General features: G+C 60.3%; 6 protein-coding genes. All 6 read right to left on the reverse strand.

Translation table 11 applies throughout. The annotated features are described in order from the left end of the window. Window positions 1–4 precede the first annotated feature (4 nt). Genes BJI47_RS10215 through BJI47_RS10240 form a run of 6 tightly spaced genes read right to left on the reverse strand, consistent with a single transcriptional unit; the run spans window position 5 to window position 17735 of the window. Window positions 5–2170, reverse strand: coding sequence for a DEAD/DEAH box helicase (locus BJI47_RS10215; RefSeq protein ID WP_088943626.1), 2166 nt, complete (start codon window positions 2168–2170; stop codon window positions 5–7). Next, a complete protein-coding gene (gene brxD / locus BJI47_RS10220) occupies window positions 2167–3459 on the reverse strand; it encodes a BREX system ATP-binding protein BrxD (protein WP_088943627.1) in 1293 nt (430 codons plus the stop codon). The genes BJI47_RS10215 and brxD overlap by 4 nt, the downstream gene beginning before the upstream one ends. Continuing rightward, window positions 3456–6257 (reverse strand): BREX-2 system phosphatase PglZ, encoded by a 2802-nt coding sequence (gene pglZ, locus BJI47_RS10225; RefSeq protein ID WP_088943628.1) that lies wholly within the window; start codon window positions 6255–6257, stop codon window positions 3456–3458. Before pglZ ends, brxD begins: the two co-directional genes overlap by 4 nt. Continuing rightward, on the reverse strand, window positions 6254–10006 hold the full coding sequence (locus BJI47_RS10230) for a DUF6079 family protein (protein WP_088943629.1): 3753 nt from the start codon (window positions 10004–10006) through the stop codon (window positions 6254–6256). Before BJI47_RS10230 ends, pglZ begins: the two co-directional genes overlap by 4 nt. Further along, window positions 10003–13599: a BREX-2 system adenine-specific DNA-methyltransferase PglX gene (gene pglX / locus BJI47_RS10235; RefSeq protein ID WP_088943630.1), complete on the reverse strand. Its 3597-nt coding sequence runs from the start codon at window positions 13597–13599 to the stop codon at window positions 10003–10005. The genes BJI47_RS10230 and pglX overlap by 4 nt, the downstream gene beginning before the upstream one ends. Beyond that, entirely contained in the window at window positions 13599–17735 is a 4137-nt protein-coding gene (locus tag BJI47_RS10240) for an NERD domain-containing protein (RefSeq protein WP_254900501.1), read from the reverse strand. Before BJI47_RS10240 ends, pglX begins: the two co-directional genes overlap by 1 nt. Between the last annotated feature and the right edge of the window lie 771 nt (window positions 17736–18506).

Raw genomic sequence — 18506 nt, forward strand, 5'->3', positions numbered from 1 at the left:
CACTTCAACCCTGTGCTCGGACCGAAGATTTGTTGCCCAGCGTTGCTTCTGCCCCGTGCAGATCGACCAGCCGTGCTGCCATTGTCAGGACCGCCAGCTTCTCGGGAAGCGCAGCAGAGAACTTCAATCCGCTCAACGCTTTCGGATTGACGAATGGCAATGGCTTCGGCGCATCAGGACTTCGCGCTGCTGCCAGCGCTGCGCTTATCTCCCGCGGTCCGATGTCGGGATACAAACGGATCGAGTCTCCGCGTGTGAGCTGTCGTGGCGGCACGATGGACGAGAGCCACGCGGACAGAGTTCTGTTTGCACGTGTCCCCGCCCAGGTCCACCACCGCCAATCTCCGTTGTCCTCGCGTGTGACGACAAGGGCGTCGGCTGCGACGGTTGTGTTTCTGTCTGCACGTAATCCTTCCATTGCAGAGGAAGCCCGTCTTGTCAGTGTCACGCCTGCCGGCAGCGCGCCCAGGAGTACTGCTCGCATGCCGCGGTTGATCTCGAAGGAAGCGCCTTCCCCTGCCGAGCCCCATTTCGCGCGTCCGGTGATAGTTGTGGATTCGACGTAGCAGATCCGTCGATTCCAGTCGATGTGTGTCACCATCCATGATCGGCCACTGAGCAACAGGACACGTGGTCCTTCGACGGACTCGGTCAGGACTTCGGTTTCGACGAAGCCGATATCGTTTCGGCCGGCCATGACAGTGAACTGCGGTGCGGCGGTGAAAACTGCGAGGAGCTCCATGAAGTGGCGGTGTCCGAAACGCTTTTCGGCTTCGGGACCCATGAATGCGATTCCGCCATCCTGCTGCAGGAAGCCTTCACTGAGAAGGTATTCGAAACTTTCGTCAGCGGTGGAATCGAAGAGCGGAAGGGTGCCCCAGGGCTTCTTCCAGTCGGAGAGTGGTATTCGGTGGTTCTGCAACGCGAAGGCCAGGATCTGTTGTGCAGCAATATGACGCGGGGCAATGGGCGGCGTGACCGGTTCGACCCAACCCTGACTCCAACAATTCAACATTCCCATCATCGTCAGAAGATTGTCGTTGTCGAGTGCGAGAAACAGGCAGTTTCGTTCGGTACCGGCTCGCCTGCCGGTGCGGCCGAGCCGCTGTAGGAAGGACGATACGGTGCGCGGCGCATTGATCTGGATGACCCGATCGAGGTCGCCTACATCGATTCCGAGTTCGAGTGTCGAAGTCGCGACGATCACGCAGTCTCTCGCGTCGGCGAATGCCTCCTCCGAGCGTCGTCGCTCCGCTGCAGACAGAGAAGAATGTGAGATGAATACGGTCACCCCTGCCTCGTGGAGCCCTTCACCGATTTCTTCTGCGAGCCTGCGGGAGTCGACGAAAACCAACCGTTTTTCACCCTGATGCAGTGCCGCTATCACTTTGACCGCGTTCTCGACACGGCCGACGTAGTCCACCGTCACGTCGGTCGGCGCTGCGCCTAGATGTGCGGGTTGTGTCGAGGTGACAGCGAGCGAGGATCCGACGACGGCCAGCGCATTGCCGGGGACGTCGGGGGCAATGACGCGACCGATTCTGGCGGTGTCGGCCGATTGCAACCAATTCAAGAGTTCGTCCGGATTGCCCACCGTCGCAGACATTCCGACCCGCTGAAACCTGCGTCCGAGCAGGCTCTCGATTCGCGCCAGAACTGCCAGAAGATGCCATCCGCGGTCGTCGCCAGCGAAAGCGTGAACTTCGTCGATCACCACCGCCCGGAGATTGCCGAACAACTGTTCGGCATCGACGCTCGCGGAGACAAGCATCGACTCGAGCGATTCTGGCGTTGTAAGCAGAACGTCGGGTTGCTCACGCTTGATTCGAGTCCGAGCCGAGGCCGACACGTCACCGTGCCAGGTCAGGGTCTCCCTCCCAATCCAAGCGGTATACGACTCGATACGTGGTTGCAGATTGTTCAATAGAGCCTTGAGCGGGCACAAGTAGAGAACCGAGAGGCCCTGCCAGTTCTCGTCGGCCATCTTGCTCATCAAAGGAAAACACGCGGCCTCGGTTTTACCTCCGGCTGTGGGTGCGAGCAGAATCGCGTCCTCACCGTTCATGATTGGAGCGACCGCCTCCTCCTGCAATGGTCTTAAACCTTGCCACCCAAGACTGTTGACGATGTGATGCTGTACTACGGGATTCAAGGAGGCGAACCCGGTCACAATTGGACCTCGTCCGCGGAGACCGCATGGCGTTCGGTGTCGGTCATCTCCTCGGAACTCAGGGTCAGCGAGTAGTTCTGACGTGGATCGAAATCAGGAAATTGATCGACCTTGTCCAGCACATCGAGAACGAGCTTCTTCAGAAATAGCCTCGGTGAGATGCCGACCTGTCCGCCGAGTTTGCCGGCAACCGCGCGTGCGAGGTCGGCGATGTAGGCATCATCGACCATCGAAGCGATCCGGTCGGGCACTGCGGACCCGTCTTGGAAGACGTCGCGCACCCGAATCCCGACTTCGACCAACCTGTCGATGTCGAATCCTGCAAGGCGAATCTGAGGGGCTCGAGGGTTGTCGAATCTGGCGTCCCCCGAGAAGTCGGTATGCAGGCGTTGCGCCAAAGGGGGGAGCGACTGAACCCCCATCCGCCCGTCGAAGAACGCGGGAGTACCGGTAATGAGCAGGTACAGACCCGGATAGCGGCCAGAATCGAGTTCGTCGATCCACTGACGCAGAGCATTCAATGCTTTTGCTCGTGCGTCGGAACGCATGCGCTGTAGCGTTTCGACCTCATCGATCACCAGCAGCAGACCGGGGTGGCGGGCACCCTTAAGTACTGCAAGGAGGCCCTGGAGGAAACCCATTGCCAGGAAGTGATCGACGTCCTGACGGACTCCGGCTGCTCGTTTCGCTGCGGCGCCGACATGTGGTTGGCCACCGAGCCACGCGACCAAGGCATCGGCGGTGGCGACGTCGTCGCGTTCGAGCGCGGCTCTGTAGGCGCGCAACACCATCGGATACACCGGAGTGGCCGTGGACACGGCTGCGAGACGCGTCTCGAGCAGTGCGTCGACCTGTTCGGGTGATGCCTCGTCGGTGCCTGCCGCGGCTGCTGCGTCCTCCTCGATCCCGTAGAGCCAGGCGTCGAGAACGCTGCGGAAGGCGGAGGGTGCAAACGCCGAAGTGCGGAGTGATTCCGTGGTACGGCGGTAGACAGTTTCGAGTTTGTGAAGCGGCGTCTCCAGCTCGCTGATTTGAACTTCAGCGACTGCCAGGCCGCGCTTCATGGCCTGTTGCTGTAGCCAGCGTGCGTAAAACGTTTTACCGGAGCCGTACTCACCTCGCACAGCCTTGAAGACGGCTCCGCCGGACGCAACAGCCTCGAGATCCTCGCCGACTGTGGTGGCGAATTTATCGATGCCTACTGCCAGCACATCGAGATTGCCGGAGGGTACGGTGCCTTGTCGGAGCGCCTGCAGAATTTCTCGGCGCCGGACGGGGGACAGACTCATGGCTTCACCTCGTACTGTTCGAACATCAGGCCCGCTGCAAGCTCCACTTCGATTCCATTTTCGCTCAGTGCCACTACGCCATCCGCATTGATGACCTGACTGAGCGCGGCGATCGTTCTCTTCGCTCGGCCTGCTTGGACGCCGAGAATTTCAGCGGCCTGGGGGAGAGGCATCCGGCCGTTTCCGTTGATCAGTTCTTGAATGAACAGTCCGATGACGGGTTTGGTGATTCGCGGAGGAAATGCGTTGTATTGCTGAGTGAAGAGTGGGCTCGCCAGCAGTTCCGCTACGAGATCTCGACCACCGACCGGCGCGGGCGTGGCCGAAGGTGCGGCAGCCTCGGCAACGTCGAACAGCGAGTCCGGCTGCAGTACTGGTTTGGCGGTGGGCTTTCGCTTGGGAACTGCGCGGACACGTTCCGTCGCTCCCGCTGGAGCAACTGCGGTGGTCCGCTGCGGATCCCACCAGACAGGTACCGGGTTGGGACGCAGCTCCAAGCCCAGGTGTGGGGGAATAGCACCGTTGACCAATATCGATACGGGGATTACTGCTTCGGACAGTGTCGCACCACCGTGATATCCGGCCTTGAGTCCGGTGTAACGCACCTGCTCATCCACCGCGAGGATTGCGCGGTGGTCGTCGGTGCGCACTCGCTCACCTTCGACGAGGATCTCGTCGGCCGGCAGGGAAGTCGGGTCGACTCCGATGGCAGAGCGATACCGTGCTGATTCCCTAACCCCGCGTTGAACACTGGGCTGTTCGCGTCGTTCTACGACATGGCCGTGGTCGCTCGTCAGAACGACCGTACGGCCTACTGCGGCAGCTGCAGCCAAGAGTGCGTCGAGATGCTTGAAACTCGATGTCGACAAACTCGATCCGATGGGATCGGAACGATCCAGCGCGTCGTCGATATCGTTGAGGACACAGGCAACGACGGGGCGATTGCCGGTGTCCTCGAGTGCTATCCGGACGTCGAATGCCAGGGCGTGGCCGCGAGAGACCGCATCCATATCGGCCTTGTGGAAGAGAACTTGTCCGGTTGCTTGCAGTGAGTTGCTCTGCAGCCAGGAAGTGAAGCCGCTGCGTTCACGATCCTGGGTGCCAGTGGCGAGTGCTCCGGTCAACAATGAGCATCGCGAGAACTTTGTCACTGTCGGAAGGACCGCGAGTGCGGCCTGCAGAGTGTCGGAGTCCTCCAACACGCATTCTTGCCACTGCGGCCGATACCGCCGGAGTGCGTCAGCCACGACCTCGTTTGCAACGGTGGCGCTCATTCCGTCGGCGACGATCAGGAGCACAGGGGAGGGTTTGACGGGGTTGGATGAACCGGTGGCGCCCGGCTGCGGCACGGTGAGAGGGCGGACGACTCGATCGAGAAGGTCCTCGATCAGCAATGGCATTGCGGCGGAGGTGTTGCGGTGCGTGCCATTGACGGCGAGTAGTCGAGCGAACTGTCGGTCGGCGGCTGTGCGTCGCTGGCGAACGAGATCGATGATGCGGTGGGCCGCGGACGCAAGCGCGGTGCTGTCCGCGCCGGTGAAAGCAGCATTGACTGCTCCATCGACCCAGGACAGATCCGAGCGGTGTTCAGTGAGCCATGACGCCAACGTCGTGGGTTCCACCGGAGGACGCTGAAGCCAACGCAGTAGGCGCAGCGAGGCCGAGCCGACCCGAACATCACGAGGTGCGTCGGTGGTGTCCACTCGCGCGGAACGGTGTGAAATGACGTTGGCCCAGGCATTCTCGACCGTAGCGAGGCTGCTGGATCGGGTCGCGTCGGCTAGGGCGGCGGCGAACTGCGCGATACGTGGCGTCATAGCGGACGGCAACACATCTGATCGGGCAATCAGCGAGTCGGCCTGTAGCGATGTCACAAGGTCTTCTCCGCGACGGAGAATGTCAGCTGGAACTTCGGTTCCGGAGACAGCGAGGGCTGCTGTGTTGCCCCACGCGATCAGTTGTTGTTCGGTGAGATGCGCAGTGCCTCCAAGTTGGACTTCCAACAGGGTTCGGACCTTGATGGACGTTTCGAGCGCTGCAGGGAATGCTGTCGAGATCGCTGTGCCGTTGTCGAGCAATGCTGCTACCAATCCGAGGGGGACCAGTTCGGTTGGGCCGGTGGTTCGAAGCACCGTTGTGAACGGGCCTCCGAGGGGGCCGAGCCGCCCGCCTATCCAGTTCAGAAACTCGTCGAAAAGGTGGGGGTCGGTGCGCGAGCGCCAACCGTCGAACCGTAGGGCATCCTCGCGATTCATCGACCACATGGCGATGCTGTGAGGGGTGAATTCTGCTGGCTTCAAACCGAATCGATCGGACGAGAGTGAGGTGAACAGGTGTTCGTTGGTGAGAACTCCACCGGGGGCCGGCACAATCTGTCGGCCGTCCAACTCTCGCAGTACGGCACGCGCGGACTCGTTCTTCAGTGAGAGCAAATTGAACTCTTGCTTCGATGCACTGAACATTTCACGTAGAACAGGCCAAGGGTCGAGATTCGAGAGACGACCCGCAGTGAGGTGTTCGAGGATGCCGACGGGTAGTTCCGCAGGGGTTCGATCGGTCAGGATTACTACCCAGTCGACGCGACTGCGTTCGGTCAGCGCGTCCCTGATGGCCAGGACACTCGGTGCTGGTCGGACTTTGACGGTTTGCCCGTCGAAGGTGAATTCTGCGTCGCCGGTCCACTCTGGGGCTGCGGATACCGCGATCACGCCGCGGTTGTGTCGCGATTGCCTCGAGTTCGATATCAAGTTCCGGACGCTGGCCACATCCGCTTTGGGAAGGTTCGTGGACGCAGTCATCGATCGATCCGCGAAATGGTGACGGTGTACCGCGCCCCAGGGTTCGCCGCGAGCAGCGCTGTGAGGCGCTCCTCAACCACCGAAGAGATCGCACCGCTGTCGATGGTGAACGACTCGACGACGGGCTGACTCTCTGGCGTTGGCTCTTGTCCTGACTCGGGATCCGAGTCTGAAACAGGCGGCGGTGGCGGAGCAACAATGCCCTCCTCCAACCATCTGTCGCGATCTCGGCTGGCCTCGTCCAGCGCCGCTTGTAATGGCCGAGCAAGCTCGTGACCGGCCAGTGCGGCTTTGACCGAATCGACGATGACTGCGGCTTTGCGGCCGCGATCGTTCTCTGTCGAAGCTGCGTTGCTCAGGACGTTGAGGCGGTCCAACGAGAAGCCGTCCACTGTGTTCGCGACAGCGCCGGCTGTTGTCATGGAACGTCCGGCCTCTAGGTCTGTGCCATGAAGCTCCGCGCCGGCTAGCGCCTCGACCAGGGCAATGTTGTCCAAGTGTGGAATTCGATCGTCGAGGAGATCGCACAGGTCCTGGGCGAGTACCAATCGCTCGTTGTCGAGTGGAATCCGAAGGTGGCTGTCGGCCTTGGTGAGCGTGCCCACGAGACGCAAGCGATCTGCGCGGCCGGCGGCAGCGAACTCCTGCACGGTGCGCGCAAAGACTGCGACGTTGGTGGCAGTGAGAAAATCGTTGACGTTCTGGCCTGTGAGCACATTCCATCGGCGGCAGGCATCGATCCACGGTTGGCGCTCAGGTAAGGGTTCGAGGCGCATTGTGGTGCCGCGACGGAAGTCTCCGATGAGCGGTTCGGCGATGGGGGATGAGTGCAGGAACCACGAGCGCTTCGTTTGAGCAGTCCATGCACCTGCAATGAGGTCGACCATGTCGTCGGTCAGGCCGCGTCGGGCCCCACTGGCGGCAATGGCAGTTCGAAGCACCTCGATGGCGACGTCGGTGTCTTCATCGATCGACGATCTCGACAGCTCTTGAGTAATTCGGCTCCGCCACGTCGCGAAATGTTCCGGTCCGAACAACAGATGCGTCTCGTTGGTCTTGGCGAGGGCCAAAGGTTCCACGACGCGACGGGCAATATCGCGTTCGGAACGCTCGAGGGCGATACGTCCGTCCAGCTGAGATTGGGCTTCTCGGAGTCGTTTGAGGACCAGGTTCAGTTCACTCCGGGTGATGAGTTTGTCCGGCGGGGTGAAATCGGGGTGGTCCGGGTACAGCGCGTCGAATGCGTCGCCGATTAGCCGATTGACCGCTTCGCCCAGGGTATTTCCGATGGGTGGTTGTACGACGAAACCCGCGTGCAGCGACCGAAGTGGCGGTTGGCCTTCCTCGAAGGAGGCTCCCGCGGCCACGCCGTAGGAGACCTGCACAGCATTGTTCAGCTGGCCACGGACCTGAGCTTGCTGCTGTTGGAGTATCGAACGTGCGGCAGCCCGATCGGCTTCGGAGAGCTCGTTGGCATAACCGGCCCACCGATCTCCGGCCAACACGTAGTTGAGAATGACGAGGCGTCCGAGCTGGCGCGTTACCTTCTCGGGGAAGAAGCTGGGGAGCCAGACGACGGTGAATCGGCCTTGGCTGGTTCGACGTAACTGTTCGACGCGGTCGTGGTCCTCGGCGGTCGTGTGGCCTGCATCGTCGAATGGCAGATCGACCACAAGCCTCAACGCACCGTCGACGGATGGACGGAAGGTCTCGTCCGGGAGGTAGCCGTGGTCGCGGACGTTGCCGAACACGACCTCGACCTGTCGTTGGGTGGCACGCCAGGTGACCGACCGCAGCAGAGCGTTGTCGACGGTGTGTTGTGCGCCGATGACTCCTAGATGCTCGGCCAGCAAATCACGCATCAGCTCCCGTCGACGGCCATCGGTGTCTTCCGATTGTGCGCGCGCGATGATGCGTTCGTAGTCAACCGATTCGAGCGTTACCGAGATGATCGGGTTGGCATCGTTGGTGACGGACAGCTCTGGTATCTCGGCCGCCCACTGTTTCACCTTGTTGGTGATCTGACCGATCTGGTCTCCGGGGATCAGGCTGATGACGCTGCCGTGGTTGAGCGATGCCAGCCGAGATGCGTCGATTTGCTTGAGTGCCGGCACGTTCGGTGCAACAGCTGACATCAGCAGTGTCTTGGCGATCCGGATGTCGGCACGTAGACCGGCTGGAACGTCCTTGTCTGCTGTCGTCTCAGGAACGCCCGCGTTCTTGAAGAGCAATGGACGCAGTTTGTCGGTCCACAGTGTGCGGGCAGTCTTGAACGTCTGTGCTGCAGCATCATTGATCGGTGTCGCGTTGGCACTGTCGATGATGTAGTCGAATGCTTCGCCTACTGGAATGACGTTGTCGATGGTGAGACGGTCGGCGTTGTCGGCGAGGATCTGTTGCATCACCTTGAGCGCGGTGCGCTCGCGCTGCATCTGACCGGAGAGCGACCGGAGGGTGTCGATGAGCGCAGGCGAGAACGGATAGGTGAGTTTGAATGCGTCGGAGTCCGACCCGCGGTGCTGATCGTCGGTGTTGACTCCGTCGAGCAATACATCCCAGACCTTGGGGCTCCGGTCGAGTCGGGCGAACGCGGCGTCGAGCGCGGCGACCGCGTCCGCGTTCGCTGGTTGGAGCAGCCGCTTGTTCGCGATGTAGGGCAAGTTCTCGTCACCGAGGCGGACACTGCCGAACCGGCCAGCCTGGTGGGCAAAAGCCTGCTCCAGGGCTTGCTGAGTCGCACCGGACTCGGGCCTGGTGGTCAGCCAGCGGCTCAGATCATGCTGACGAGCGATGAACGACGCAATGGGGACCGCGAGGTGTCCTCGGCTGGTTTCGACGAGCTTGGTGATCTTCTGGACCTCGACGTTGAACTTCTCCCGCGCGGTGATCATGAACGTCAGCCAGAGGACCAGCTCATCGAGCATCAGTACGACGCCGTCGTAGCCGAGCGACTTGGCATGATCGGCGATGACGGCGAGACCGTCTTCGAGCGGCAGCCAATCAGTATTGCGTGAGTAGCTGGTGAAGTACGTCGCAATCAGGGCCTGCTGCAGTTTCGCGCGTACCTCGGGGTCTGCGTTGGGCGCGCAGGCGGACGCATAAGTCTCCGCAGTCCAGGTGCTGGTGCCCTGCCCCAGTGCGCCCCAATCGACTGTTGTGGTCTGCTGGGTGTGTGTGCCGTTCAGCGCTGCGAAGAAGGTGGCGTCGCCGACCTCGCGGCGGCGGTTGTCGGCGTCGGCGAACAGCCCGCCGGCCGAATGCAGCACCGGCGGTAGGACAGTGGGGTGTAGCGACGCAATTTGACGCAAGTATTGATCGAACAATGCAGACTCCACGCTGTGCGCGTCCAGGAAGTGGAACGTCAGGCGCAGCAGGTTCACCTTCGCAATCGCGGGATGTTTCGCGATGACCGGTTGGAGTTCAGGAGTGGACAGTGCTGCGGGTGAGTGTCCGAGCATTGCGTGCAGCACGGCCATGAAGTGCGACTTACCAGATCCGAAGGAACCCTCGAGGTAGGCAGCTTTGTTTTGTTTGGTGCGTAGTGCTTCGTCGACGACGGACAGCGCAGTGTCGAAAGCGTCGGCGAGTGCCGGTGTGACAACGTACGTACTGATGGTGGTTGCGATGCTGTTCTCTTCGACTGAATCCGACAGTCGCAGTACGTAATCATTGGTGCCGTGCGACTCGGGGATCGCGAACGTCTCTCGCAGAGTCCGAGCGGGAGCGGCGGATGAACCTGAGAAGGTCACTGCTGAACTGCCTTTCGTGCGGTGGCTTTGCGTGCTCGGGTGGTCTTGACGGGCCGCCACTTGTTGAGGTCGTCCACGGGCACGTTCACGGCTGCTGATTTCTCGGCCAGCTGGCCGGTGAGGTACTCGGCCAGATCGAGACCGATAGTGGGGTCGACCCCGGCGTGCCATTGCTTGACCCAGGGCAGGATCTCGGCAATGCCAGCGACGGTGGGCACGAGCTCACCGAGATCGATGCCTTCGGATTCGCGCCACGCGTATATCGTTGCCAGAGCGATGCCTTGCTGGGCTTGGTTCCAGCCTGCCCAGCCCAGCAGTGGAGTCGGATCAGTTTCTCGTCCCGCGCCGAGGTAAGAGATGAACCGTTCTTTGGGGACATCGAGTTTGCCGCGGTGTGACCAGTAGGACTGCTTGACGAAGTCAGCACCGGTGTATTTCGGTGGCACGGGAATGTCGGTCGCCGCTATCAGGCCAGCATCCTCGTCTCGTTGCAGATCCCAGACGCGTTCCCACTCTGCGCGTTTGCGCAGTCCGGAGTCCTTGTAGCGCATGGCGGCAAGGTAGGGGACACCCTCATCTGCGAGGAGTTTGATCAGCGTGGCGGTTACGGGCGCGTCCTTCTGGCCAGCCCATAAGTCCAGTGCGTCGATGAATTCTGTGTTGGTCTCGACCTGGCCGGCGAGCTCACCGATGGAACGTGGTTGTGGCGTGCCATTCGGCGTGAACCAGAGCGACTGGTCTTCGAGACGGTCCAGAAGCCAGTCTTTGAGAGCACTCTGGAGCTTGGTGTCCCAGGTTTCGCCGGCCCACCGGCGCTTGTATTCCGGCTTCTCCAGCAACCGTATGAACGGATTGGATTCGATTGCAGCGATACGCTTCTCGATGAGTTCGCGGTACGCGCTTGGCCACTGTGCTGGCACCGCTGTGATCGGTGTGGAGTTGTGACGGGAAAACCATGCTGTCTCCGATTCACCGGATGCGACTTTTCGAGCGAGCACGATTTCGAATGTGCGCTCACCAAGCACGGTCTCGGGAGCCTTGCCCACCGGCACAGTCAGATCATCATCGATGAGGCCATAGTTTCGGTAGACCTCCCAGTCGAGTTCTTCTTGTTCGGCAATCATCAAAGTGCGGATGTGTGCATGCTGGCTTCGTGCGGCATCGATGGTGGCACGGGTTGCGCCGTGAGCCTCGATTGCAGCAGCAGGCTCCTGCGCGGAGAGTTGTTGTGCCAGTGTGTCGATTCGACGTCCGCGGTCGAGCGGTGCGGCGGCGGGGAGCGGGAAGTCTTTGAGGGTGGTGCCGGTGAATTCGTAGAATCGCTCCCACTCTTCTGACGCGATGCCACCGCCGATTCCACCGTTGCCCTTGTCGTGACTGTTCTGTTTGAGCCAGAAGCAGGCGGTCGAGCTGTTGAGAGTCCCCAGCAGTCGTAGGTGGTCGTCCTCAGTCGCATCCTTCGGCAGCTTGATCACGGGTGCAGAACGGTTGAACACCTTCCCGCCGCGGTCCAGGACGAAATGGTTGTGGGTTGCGACAAAGGCAAAGGTGATTGAGAGGGGAGTGCGAAGCTTACTGGCCGTCAGACGCCCATATTCCGTCCACTTCAAGCCGGATTCTACCTTCGTCTTATCGCCAAACATTTTACTATTCGAAATGCATGTTTTGTAGGGCCAAAGGAATTGCAGAAGATTGAGATTGTCCTCAACATCGATAGGCTGAAAATCATCGTCGTAGGGAAAGATAGCAAGAATGTCGGGTGTTTCCGACCAATCGCGCAGCTGGTCACCGAGAATCATTGGACGCACGTGTTTCAATCCGCGCCGCTCTGGGCTTGCAAGATCTACTAAATACACACTATCTTCGAGGGTGAAGCAAGTGATTCCGATCGAACTAGTCACGTCGTTGAGCAGTGAGTCAGTTGCAGTGTCCAGTGCGAGGGAAGCTTCGACTGCGCCACCACCAGACAGGCTCCAAGGGTGCGTTGATATTGCCTGACGGGGAAGATCGAGGATTGAAATCCACTGATCTTCGTACCCTGGGGCGTCGACGTGTTCAGTAATCGATGTCCAGACTTTCCCCTTGGCGGGATCTTCGGGCGCGCCAGGTTCGCCTTGTACGCCGAGTACGGTCCGAACGGTATCGCGTTTTTTGCCTTGGTTTCGGCCGACGACAATGACGGTCGGAGTACCGTGGCCTGGAATGTAAGCCCCTGAGGTGTCGGCTACTAATAGTAGGTCTTTGTTCGCCAGAAATTCTTCAATTAGGGGAACCCCAAATTCTCGCTTCATGAAAGAGTTTGAGGTAATTTGCCCTGTGAATCCAGATCGCGCACCGGACTTGGCAAGCTTGAAGAATAGCTCCATAAAAGGAACAGTAAGGGCGTATTTTCCTTTGCAGTATGGATATAGCTCTCGGTAGCGAATGTTAAGAGCTTTATCATTAACGACGATGTAGGGAGGATTTCCGACTACCGCGTCGTACGTCCCGGGAGTCAGAATTGAGCGAAGGACGGCTGCGTCCTCTGTGCTGTAGTTGAAGCCCGAAGCGACTGAGTCCTTGTTGAGCGCGGTGTCGTTGTAATCGAATGCATCGGTACCGTCTGCTTCGGGCCCGTGGAGCAGCGAATCGCCAGCCGCGAGGTTGAGCGTGAACTTCGGCGCGTCGACCAGCGAGCTTTCCCCGCAGGCTTGGAGCGCAGCGACGATCAGGCGGAACTTGGCAATAGCCACCGCAAATGGATTGAGGTCAACACCATAGATCGAAGAGAGCGCCTTGTCCACGCGTGTTCGGAGCTCGAGACCCGGCGCTTCTTCGTGCCAGCGTTCTGTGAGCCGCGCGAACGCGCCGAGCAGGAAGTGCCCGCTCCCACAGGTGGGGTCAATCAACTTGAAGCCTTCGAGCGGCCGATCTTTCAGAGCTGGCGTCAGCGTTCGATCGAGGATGAACTCTTCGACAAATTCTGGAGTCTGCAAAAGCGCATACTTCTTCTTCGCAAATTCGGAGAGGTCTTGATACAGGTCGCCCAGGAATCGAGTGGAGAGATCAGCGTCCGCGAACGACCAGATCAATTCACCGTCATCCCCGGTTCGTCGCCAGAACGACAGAAGTTGTTGCACCGCATCAGAAGACGGTGAAGCAATGTTGAGTGCTGCATGGTCGTCGACCAAAGCTTGGGTAGCAGGGCAGTCGCGTAGAGCCGTGAATGACACCTCGAGCCACTCGCGGTAAGAAAATTCCTGGTTCCGTCGGTAGAAATCGTTCTCTGCGTCTTCGGCACGCTGCCGCAAACCGCGGTCCGGCCCAGCAATCCATACCGCAGTATCGCCCAGGAGTAGATTGTCTTCGCAGAAGCGCACGAAGACCGAAGTCAGGAGCCAACCGACAGCCGCCTGCGTGACCTGGTCTTCCGACCAATCCGTCCACGATCCAGCAGTGCGCTGTTCTGCGACCGCTTGACGATGAGTCGCTTGCCAACGCCCCAACTCCTCGGCATCGGATTCGAGTCGAGCGCGTATGTCGTCGACCAACAATGCCAGCTGTGGCTTCAACGCAGCCGTAAGCTGGGGGCCTGCCGTCGTGGCCAGCGTCATCAGATGTTCTCCTCGATACGATCGTCAGAATGATGCTTCGTTTGCGCGCTTGCAAGCAAGGCTGCTACTTCCTCGGCGGCAACTTGAATGAATTGTTCCGGGCTGTTGAGGGGTAGCGCGGTTCCATCGACCCGAGCACCTGGCAAACCACCAGACTCTTGCCGTTGAGGCACCAACACCCACACGGCATTCTTCGGCGGGGACGCGAGGTCAGCCCACACATGCAGAACACCGAGCTGCCCATACGCTGCGAGAGTCGAGAGATCGGTCAACACCACTGGTGAATCAGCGTTGCTGACGGCGTCCGTGAGTGTCGGAATTGCCTGTGAAACAAAACCTCTCAAATTCTCACGATCAGTCACCGCGCCTGCGTCAGCGGCGAGAATTTCACTCCAGCTGATATTTGCTTGGGTGGCGGTACTGCGTAGCTTGTTGAGGAGGAGATCAGTCACATCGATATGACGAGCACCGAAACGTGCAGCGAGCCCAGCAGCGACAGCATCCGACGCGCCCAGCGGAACGCCCAATGCCCGGAAGTTGTGTTCGCGAACACTGGACTCGAGAGCGAATTCGATGTCGGTAGAAGTGCTTCCACGTTGATGAATCGGCGCAGTGCGCGTATGCCGCGTTGGAACATGCGATGCAGGATCGAGTGAATGCTCGAATGCGAATCGGCTCGCGGTCTCGTCCCATCGCATGTCCGGTAGGAGCTTGGACACGACGTCGTCCAGCTCAGGGCGGCGTGGGAGGGTGTGAACCAGCGCTGGGAAGCGGGCCAGAAGTCTGGACTCGAGTTCTGCTCGGCTGAACGAATCAGACGTCGACAGTCCCCGCAACAGGATTCGAAGGGACTCGACGATCGGGAGCGCCCGCGAATGGAGCTCATCGCGCGCGGAGAGAGCCACCTCCTTCGAACCCACAGCAGCGATCCGCAACAGGACATGGCCTGGGATTTCGATGTCGTTCGGAGCGACATCCAAAACAGTTGCTGCTGATGCGCGCAGTGGTATCTCCGCATCAGCAGGGGAGACGAGCACTGACCCCTGGGAAACCAGCTCGGCCACAAGCTTTTCGGCGTCGACCGCGAGAACAGCTGGCAGTCGGCGCGACACCGCGGCCGTGGAGATCATCGCTACGGTCCCCGAACCGTGGCGTCGCACCATGTGCAACGACGAATCCACCCCAGATTCGAGATCGTCGTTCACAGTCGACGGCGGCTGAGAGGCCATCAAAATGCGGAGCACACCCAGAGCCGAGCGCTGGGGGTTCGCCAGGCCATCTGATTGCAAGGCGCCGAGCAACTCACGAGCTAACAAATCCGGCGTACTTGCACCGCCAGACTTCTCCAACAGAATCTGTAAACGACCGTGCAGATCGCGGACTGTGGATGCGAGCTGGGAGTGCTTGTCCCACAGCTCCGAGAATTCACCGAAGATCTGAGCGATCCGACCCGAAGTGACGTTCGCCAGTGGCGACAACACTTGGTAGGTGACAAATGGATCTTCCGGCGACTGGGAGTGTGAACCGAGGACGAGCTCGACTACCTGGCGACGGATAGTGCTCGGCTTCGAGCCTGCAGCGCGCGCGAACTCCCCAACGAGGATGGCCAGCGATGTGATCGTCGGAACAATCGTTGTCGGGTTTGTGTCAGCAGAAGCGACCGGCGCTGGTTTTTGCACGACGGGTGGCGACACCGGTTCAGCGATGTTACGGGCCTTGAACACCGCGCTCCACGCGCTTCGCATCGACGATGCCGTATCGAATCGGTCCTTTGCGTTGCGCGCCAGCGCGATTCGGAAGAACCCAACCAGCGCCTCGGCTCGACTGCGACTCAAACCACCGGCCGTGAAATCCTCCGGACTGACAGTCACCTCATCTTTGAGGACGCCTGGGTCGCTCACTCCGTCGCCGTACTCGGGCGTCGAGGCTGTTGCCATCTCGAACAGCACCACCCCAACCGAGTAACGCTCGGCTGCAGAGTCGAAAGAAGTGCGCAACCCCGTACCAAGGAACGGGTCACGGTAAGGAGGGGTGCCCGCATCCAATTGATCGACAGGCGCACGCGACAGCGAGAAGTCGAACAAGGCCAATCGGGCCTTGGCAGAACGAGCTTTGGCCTCCGGTCGGGAGAGACCGAGATTGGCGGGTTTGATGTCGCGGTGGGTGATGCCGGCGGCATCGAGGGCCACCACCACGTCGAGCAGCTCGAGACCCCATGCCTTCAGCTGGCCCTCACCCAACGGCGTGTAGCGCACGACGTCGGCGAGTGTTTGCTCTCCACCGTTGCTGAGCAACAGTGCGGTGCGATTCAGGGCTAGGTCGAGCGGGCCTTCGATCAGCTCGACGACACCGGAAACCGGCGGCTTTTGCACGCCGATCTGAGTGAGTACCTCAGCTTCGTCGCGAAGTCTCGCAACGGCACTGTCATCGAGGCCCACCTTGAGCACACGGAGAACGTCGTCATGCGCACGGTCGTGAACCAGGACTCCGCGCGCTGTGGAACCAGAACCGAGTACCCGGACTACCTCGAAACGATCACTCAGCACAGCACCCGGCGCAGGATTCAGGGGATCAGCCAGCTGTGCGGTCGGAGCTAGTTGCTTGTGACGGTAGTTCGCGAGCTCGGTCGCGAACTGCTGTGCCCCGAATCCAGGCTGACCGGTCTTCTTGTCGGTCTGAACTCGTTTGGTGACCGAGGGCTGGGTCGCCCGGAGTACCAGCGTTCGGAGACCTTCGTCGACGAACCTCCCACCGGATGCCGCGAGATCGAGACCCTCTTCCTGACGCAACCGCTCGAGGAGCGCGGCCCGATCCCTGGCAGGGGGTTGGCCACCCGACAACAAGAAGTAGGCGAGCGCGCCCAGGGAGAAGACGTCGAGAGCGAGGCGGTCTCCATCGATCGCCCAGCGGTCTTCCGGGGCCTGATACACGTCGTCGGAAGGGGACGTTCCCGTCGTGGCCGAAGTACCGAGCATCGTCGCCGAACGAGTGTCGGGACTGTGAACCCGTCCTGCCCACGACCAGTCAGCAAGCCGGATTTTAACCGTGCCTGTATCGAGCTGCGCCGTATGGATAAGCACAGTGGAGGGGCCGAGTCCTCGGTGCGCAACGGAGTTGCGGTGCGCATAGCCAACAGCTTCCGCGATTTGCGTCAGGATCAGCAGCTGCTGCTCCGCGGTGAGGGTGCGGGTTGCGAGCGCAAGATCGAGCGGCTCGTATCCGGGGGTCTCCGGGTAAACGATGACCGTGTTGCCGTCGTCATCCTGCACCAAGTCACGCGGGGCAACGATGCTCTCGTGTCGAAGTGAGCTGAGCAACGAGTATTCGCGGTCGATCTTGCGGTACGCCGCTGCCCGAGCGTTCGCGGGCGTTCCTCGGCGGAACGAGACGATCCGTGCGCGGCCCTTCTCTTTTGTGACCTTTTGGGTGGCCGACCATTCTTGCCAGTCGTCGCCGCTCGCAATCGGTGTGCCGGTGATGGTCCACGAACCTGCGTCCCGCTCCGTGCGGCGACTGATACCGAGGTTCTTCAAAGCTAGGGCGATGATGACACTGAGGTCCTCGTCGACCCGCCTGTTGTCCGTCGGAGGTTCCAGGAGTCGATCCGAGATTCCGGGTAGACCGGTCTTGTCCTCTTGGCCGTCAGGTCCGAAGAGGCTCGACTTCGCCAGGTCAGGAAGATCCGTCTTGAACGGAGAGCCGTGCAGGAACACAGACTCCTGCACAAAGGGAAGAGCCCGCCGAACCTTCTCCGGATTCAAGCCGATCTCGAGCGCGACCTTGCGAGCTTCTTCTTCGATACGAGTTGCCAGACGTTGGGCCTTGCGTCTGGTCACCAGTAGCGGCGAGCGCTGCGTGAGCGTCTTGCCACCCATCGTGGTGCGGACCCAGCTGGTCTCCGAGCCCTGCAAAACTCCGGAATAGCTCTTGAGCTCCACAAGATGGAGGCGACGTCGGCCAAGGACCAGGGCGTCGATCTCATGCCACTGGCCATGGTTGTCCATGAACTCGAAGTTCGTCCACGCACGGTAGGGGGCGGAGGCAGGCAGAAGGTCCCGGATCATCTCCAGACCAGAAGTTTCGTGGTCAAACGCGGACTTGGAAACCTCGACCCACCGGTCGTTACCTTGCGCCACGCCACCGCCTCGATCTCAAGAACACGTTGACGACCACGTGGCGGCCGCCGAAAACTTAGTCGACCTTATCAACCAGGGGAATCACCCATGGATGTTGGAGGCAGGTCGGTCGTCATGAGAGTCGTTCCAAAGCGCCTACTTCGCGAGATCCCAGCGTTCACACTGGTTTCAGTGGTCGAGTCTGAATCCACGTGAGCTGTTGGTGGGGTGCCACCAAATTTGAAAGGAGTGCGAAGCAATGGCCTTAATCGACATTGGAACACTCGTCGGCGTTCTGGCTGCTGTATTAGCCCTATTTATCCAAGTAAGGCAGCGTAAATTTGCGTTGGCCCAGCAGTACATCGAGCGATTCTGGGAGATCGATGACTCGATCTCAAGGGCTGAGTGCGTGGGGGTCGACGTCGACATTAATCTCCATCACCGGAGGTACGCAAAGCTCTGCGAAGACGAGATGGAGGTCGTGAGCCTTGGCTGGATAGATCGGAGGACATGGCACGTCTGGCATGCGGGCATCGTGAGTTCGACCTCCACCACGAGGACGGTTAAGACCGAATCAGAATTCGACTTCCTGCATGCGTGTCGAATGTCGTCGACACACGACGGTTCGCATTGTCCAGCGTGGGCGGCGCAAAGCCTCTGGCCTCGTGCGACTTCTTGGTGATCTGGGCACCCCAGCACTCGGCAAGTGGCATGCACTCAGTGAACAGTGCCACCTTGATTTGGACTCCGTTGCCCATGACGTGTGCAGATTGGGACGTTGAGGTGGGATGT

The sequence above is a fragment of the Rhodococcus sp. 1168 genome, assembly GCF_002091955.1.
GTDB lineage: Bacteria > Actinomycetota > Actinomycetes > Mycobacteriales > Mycobacteriaceae > Rhodococcoides.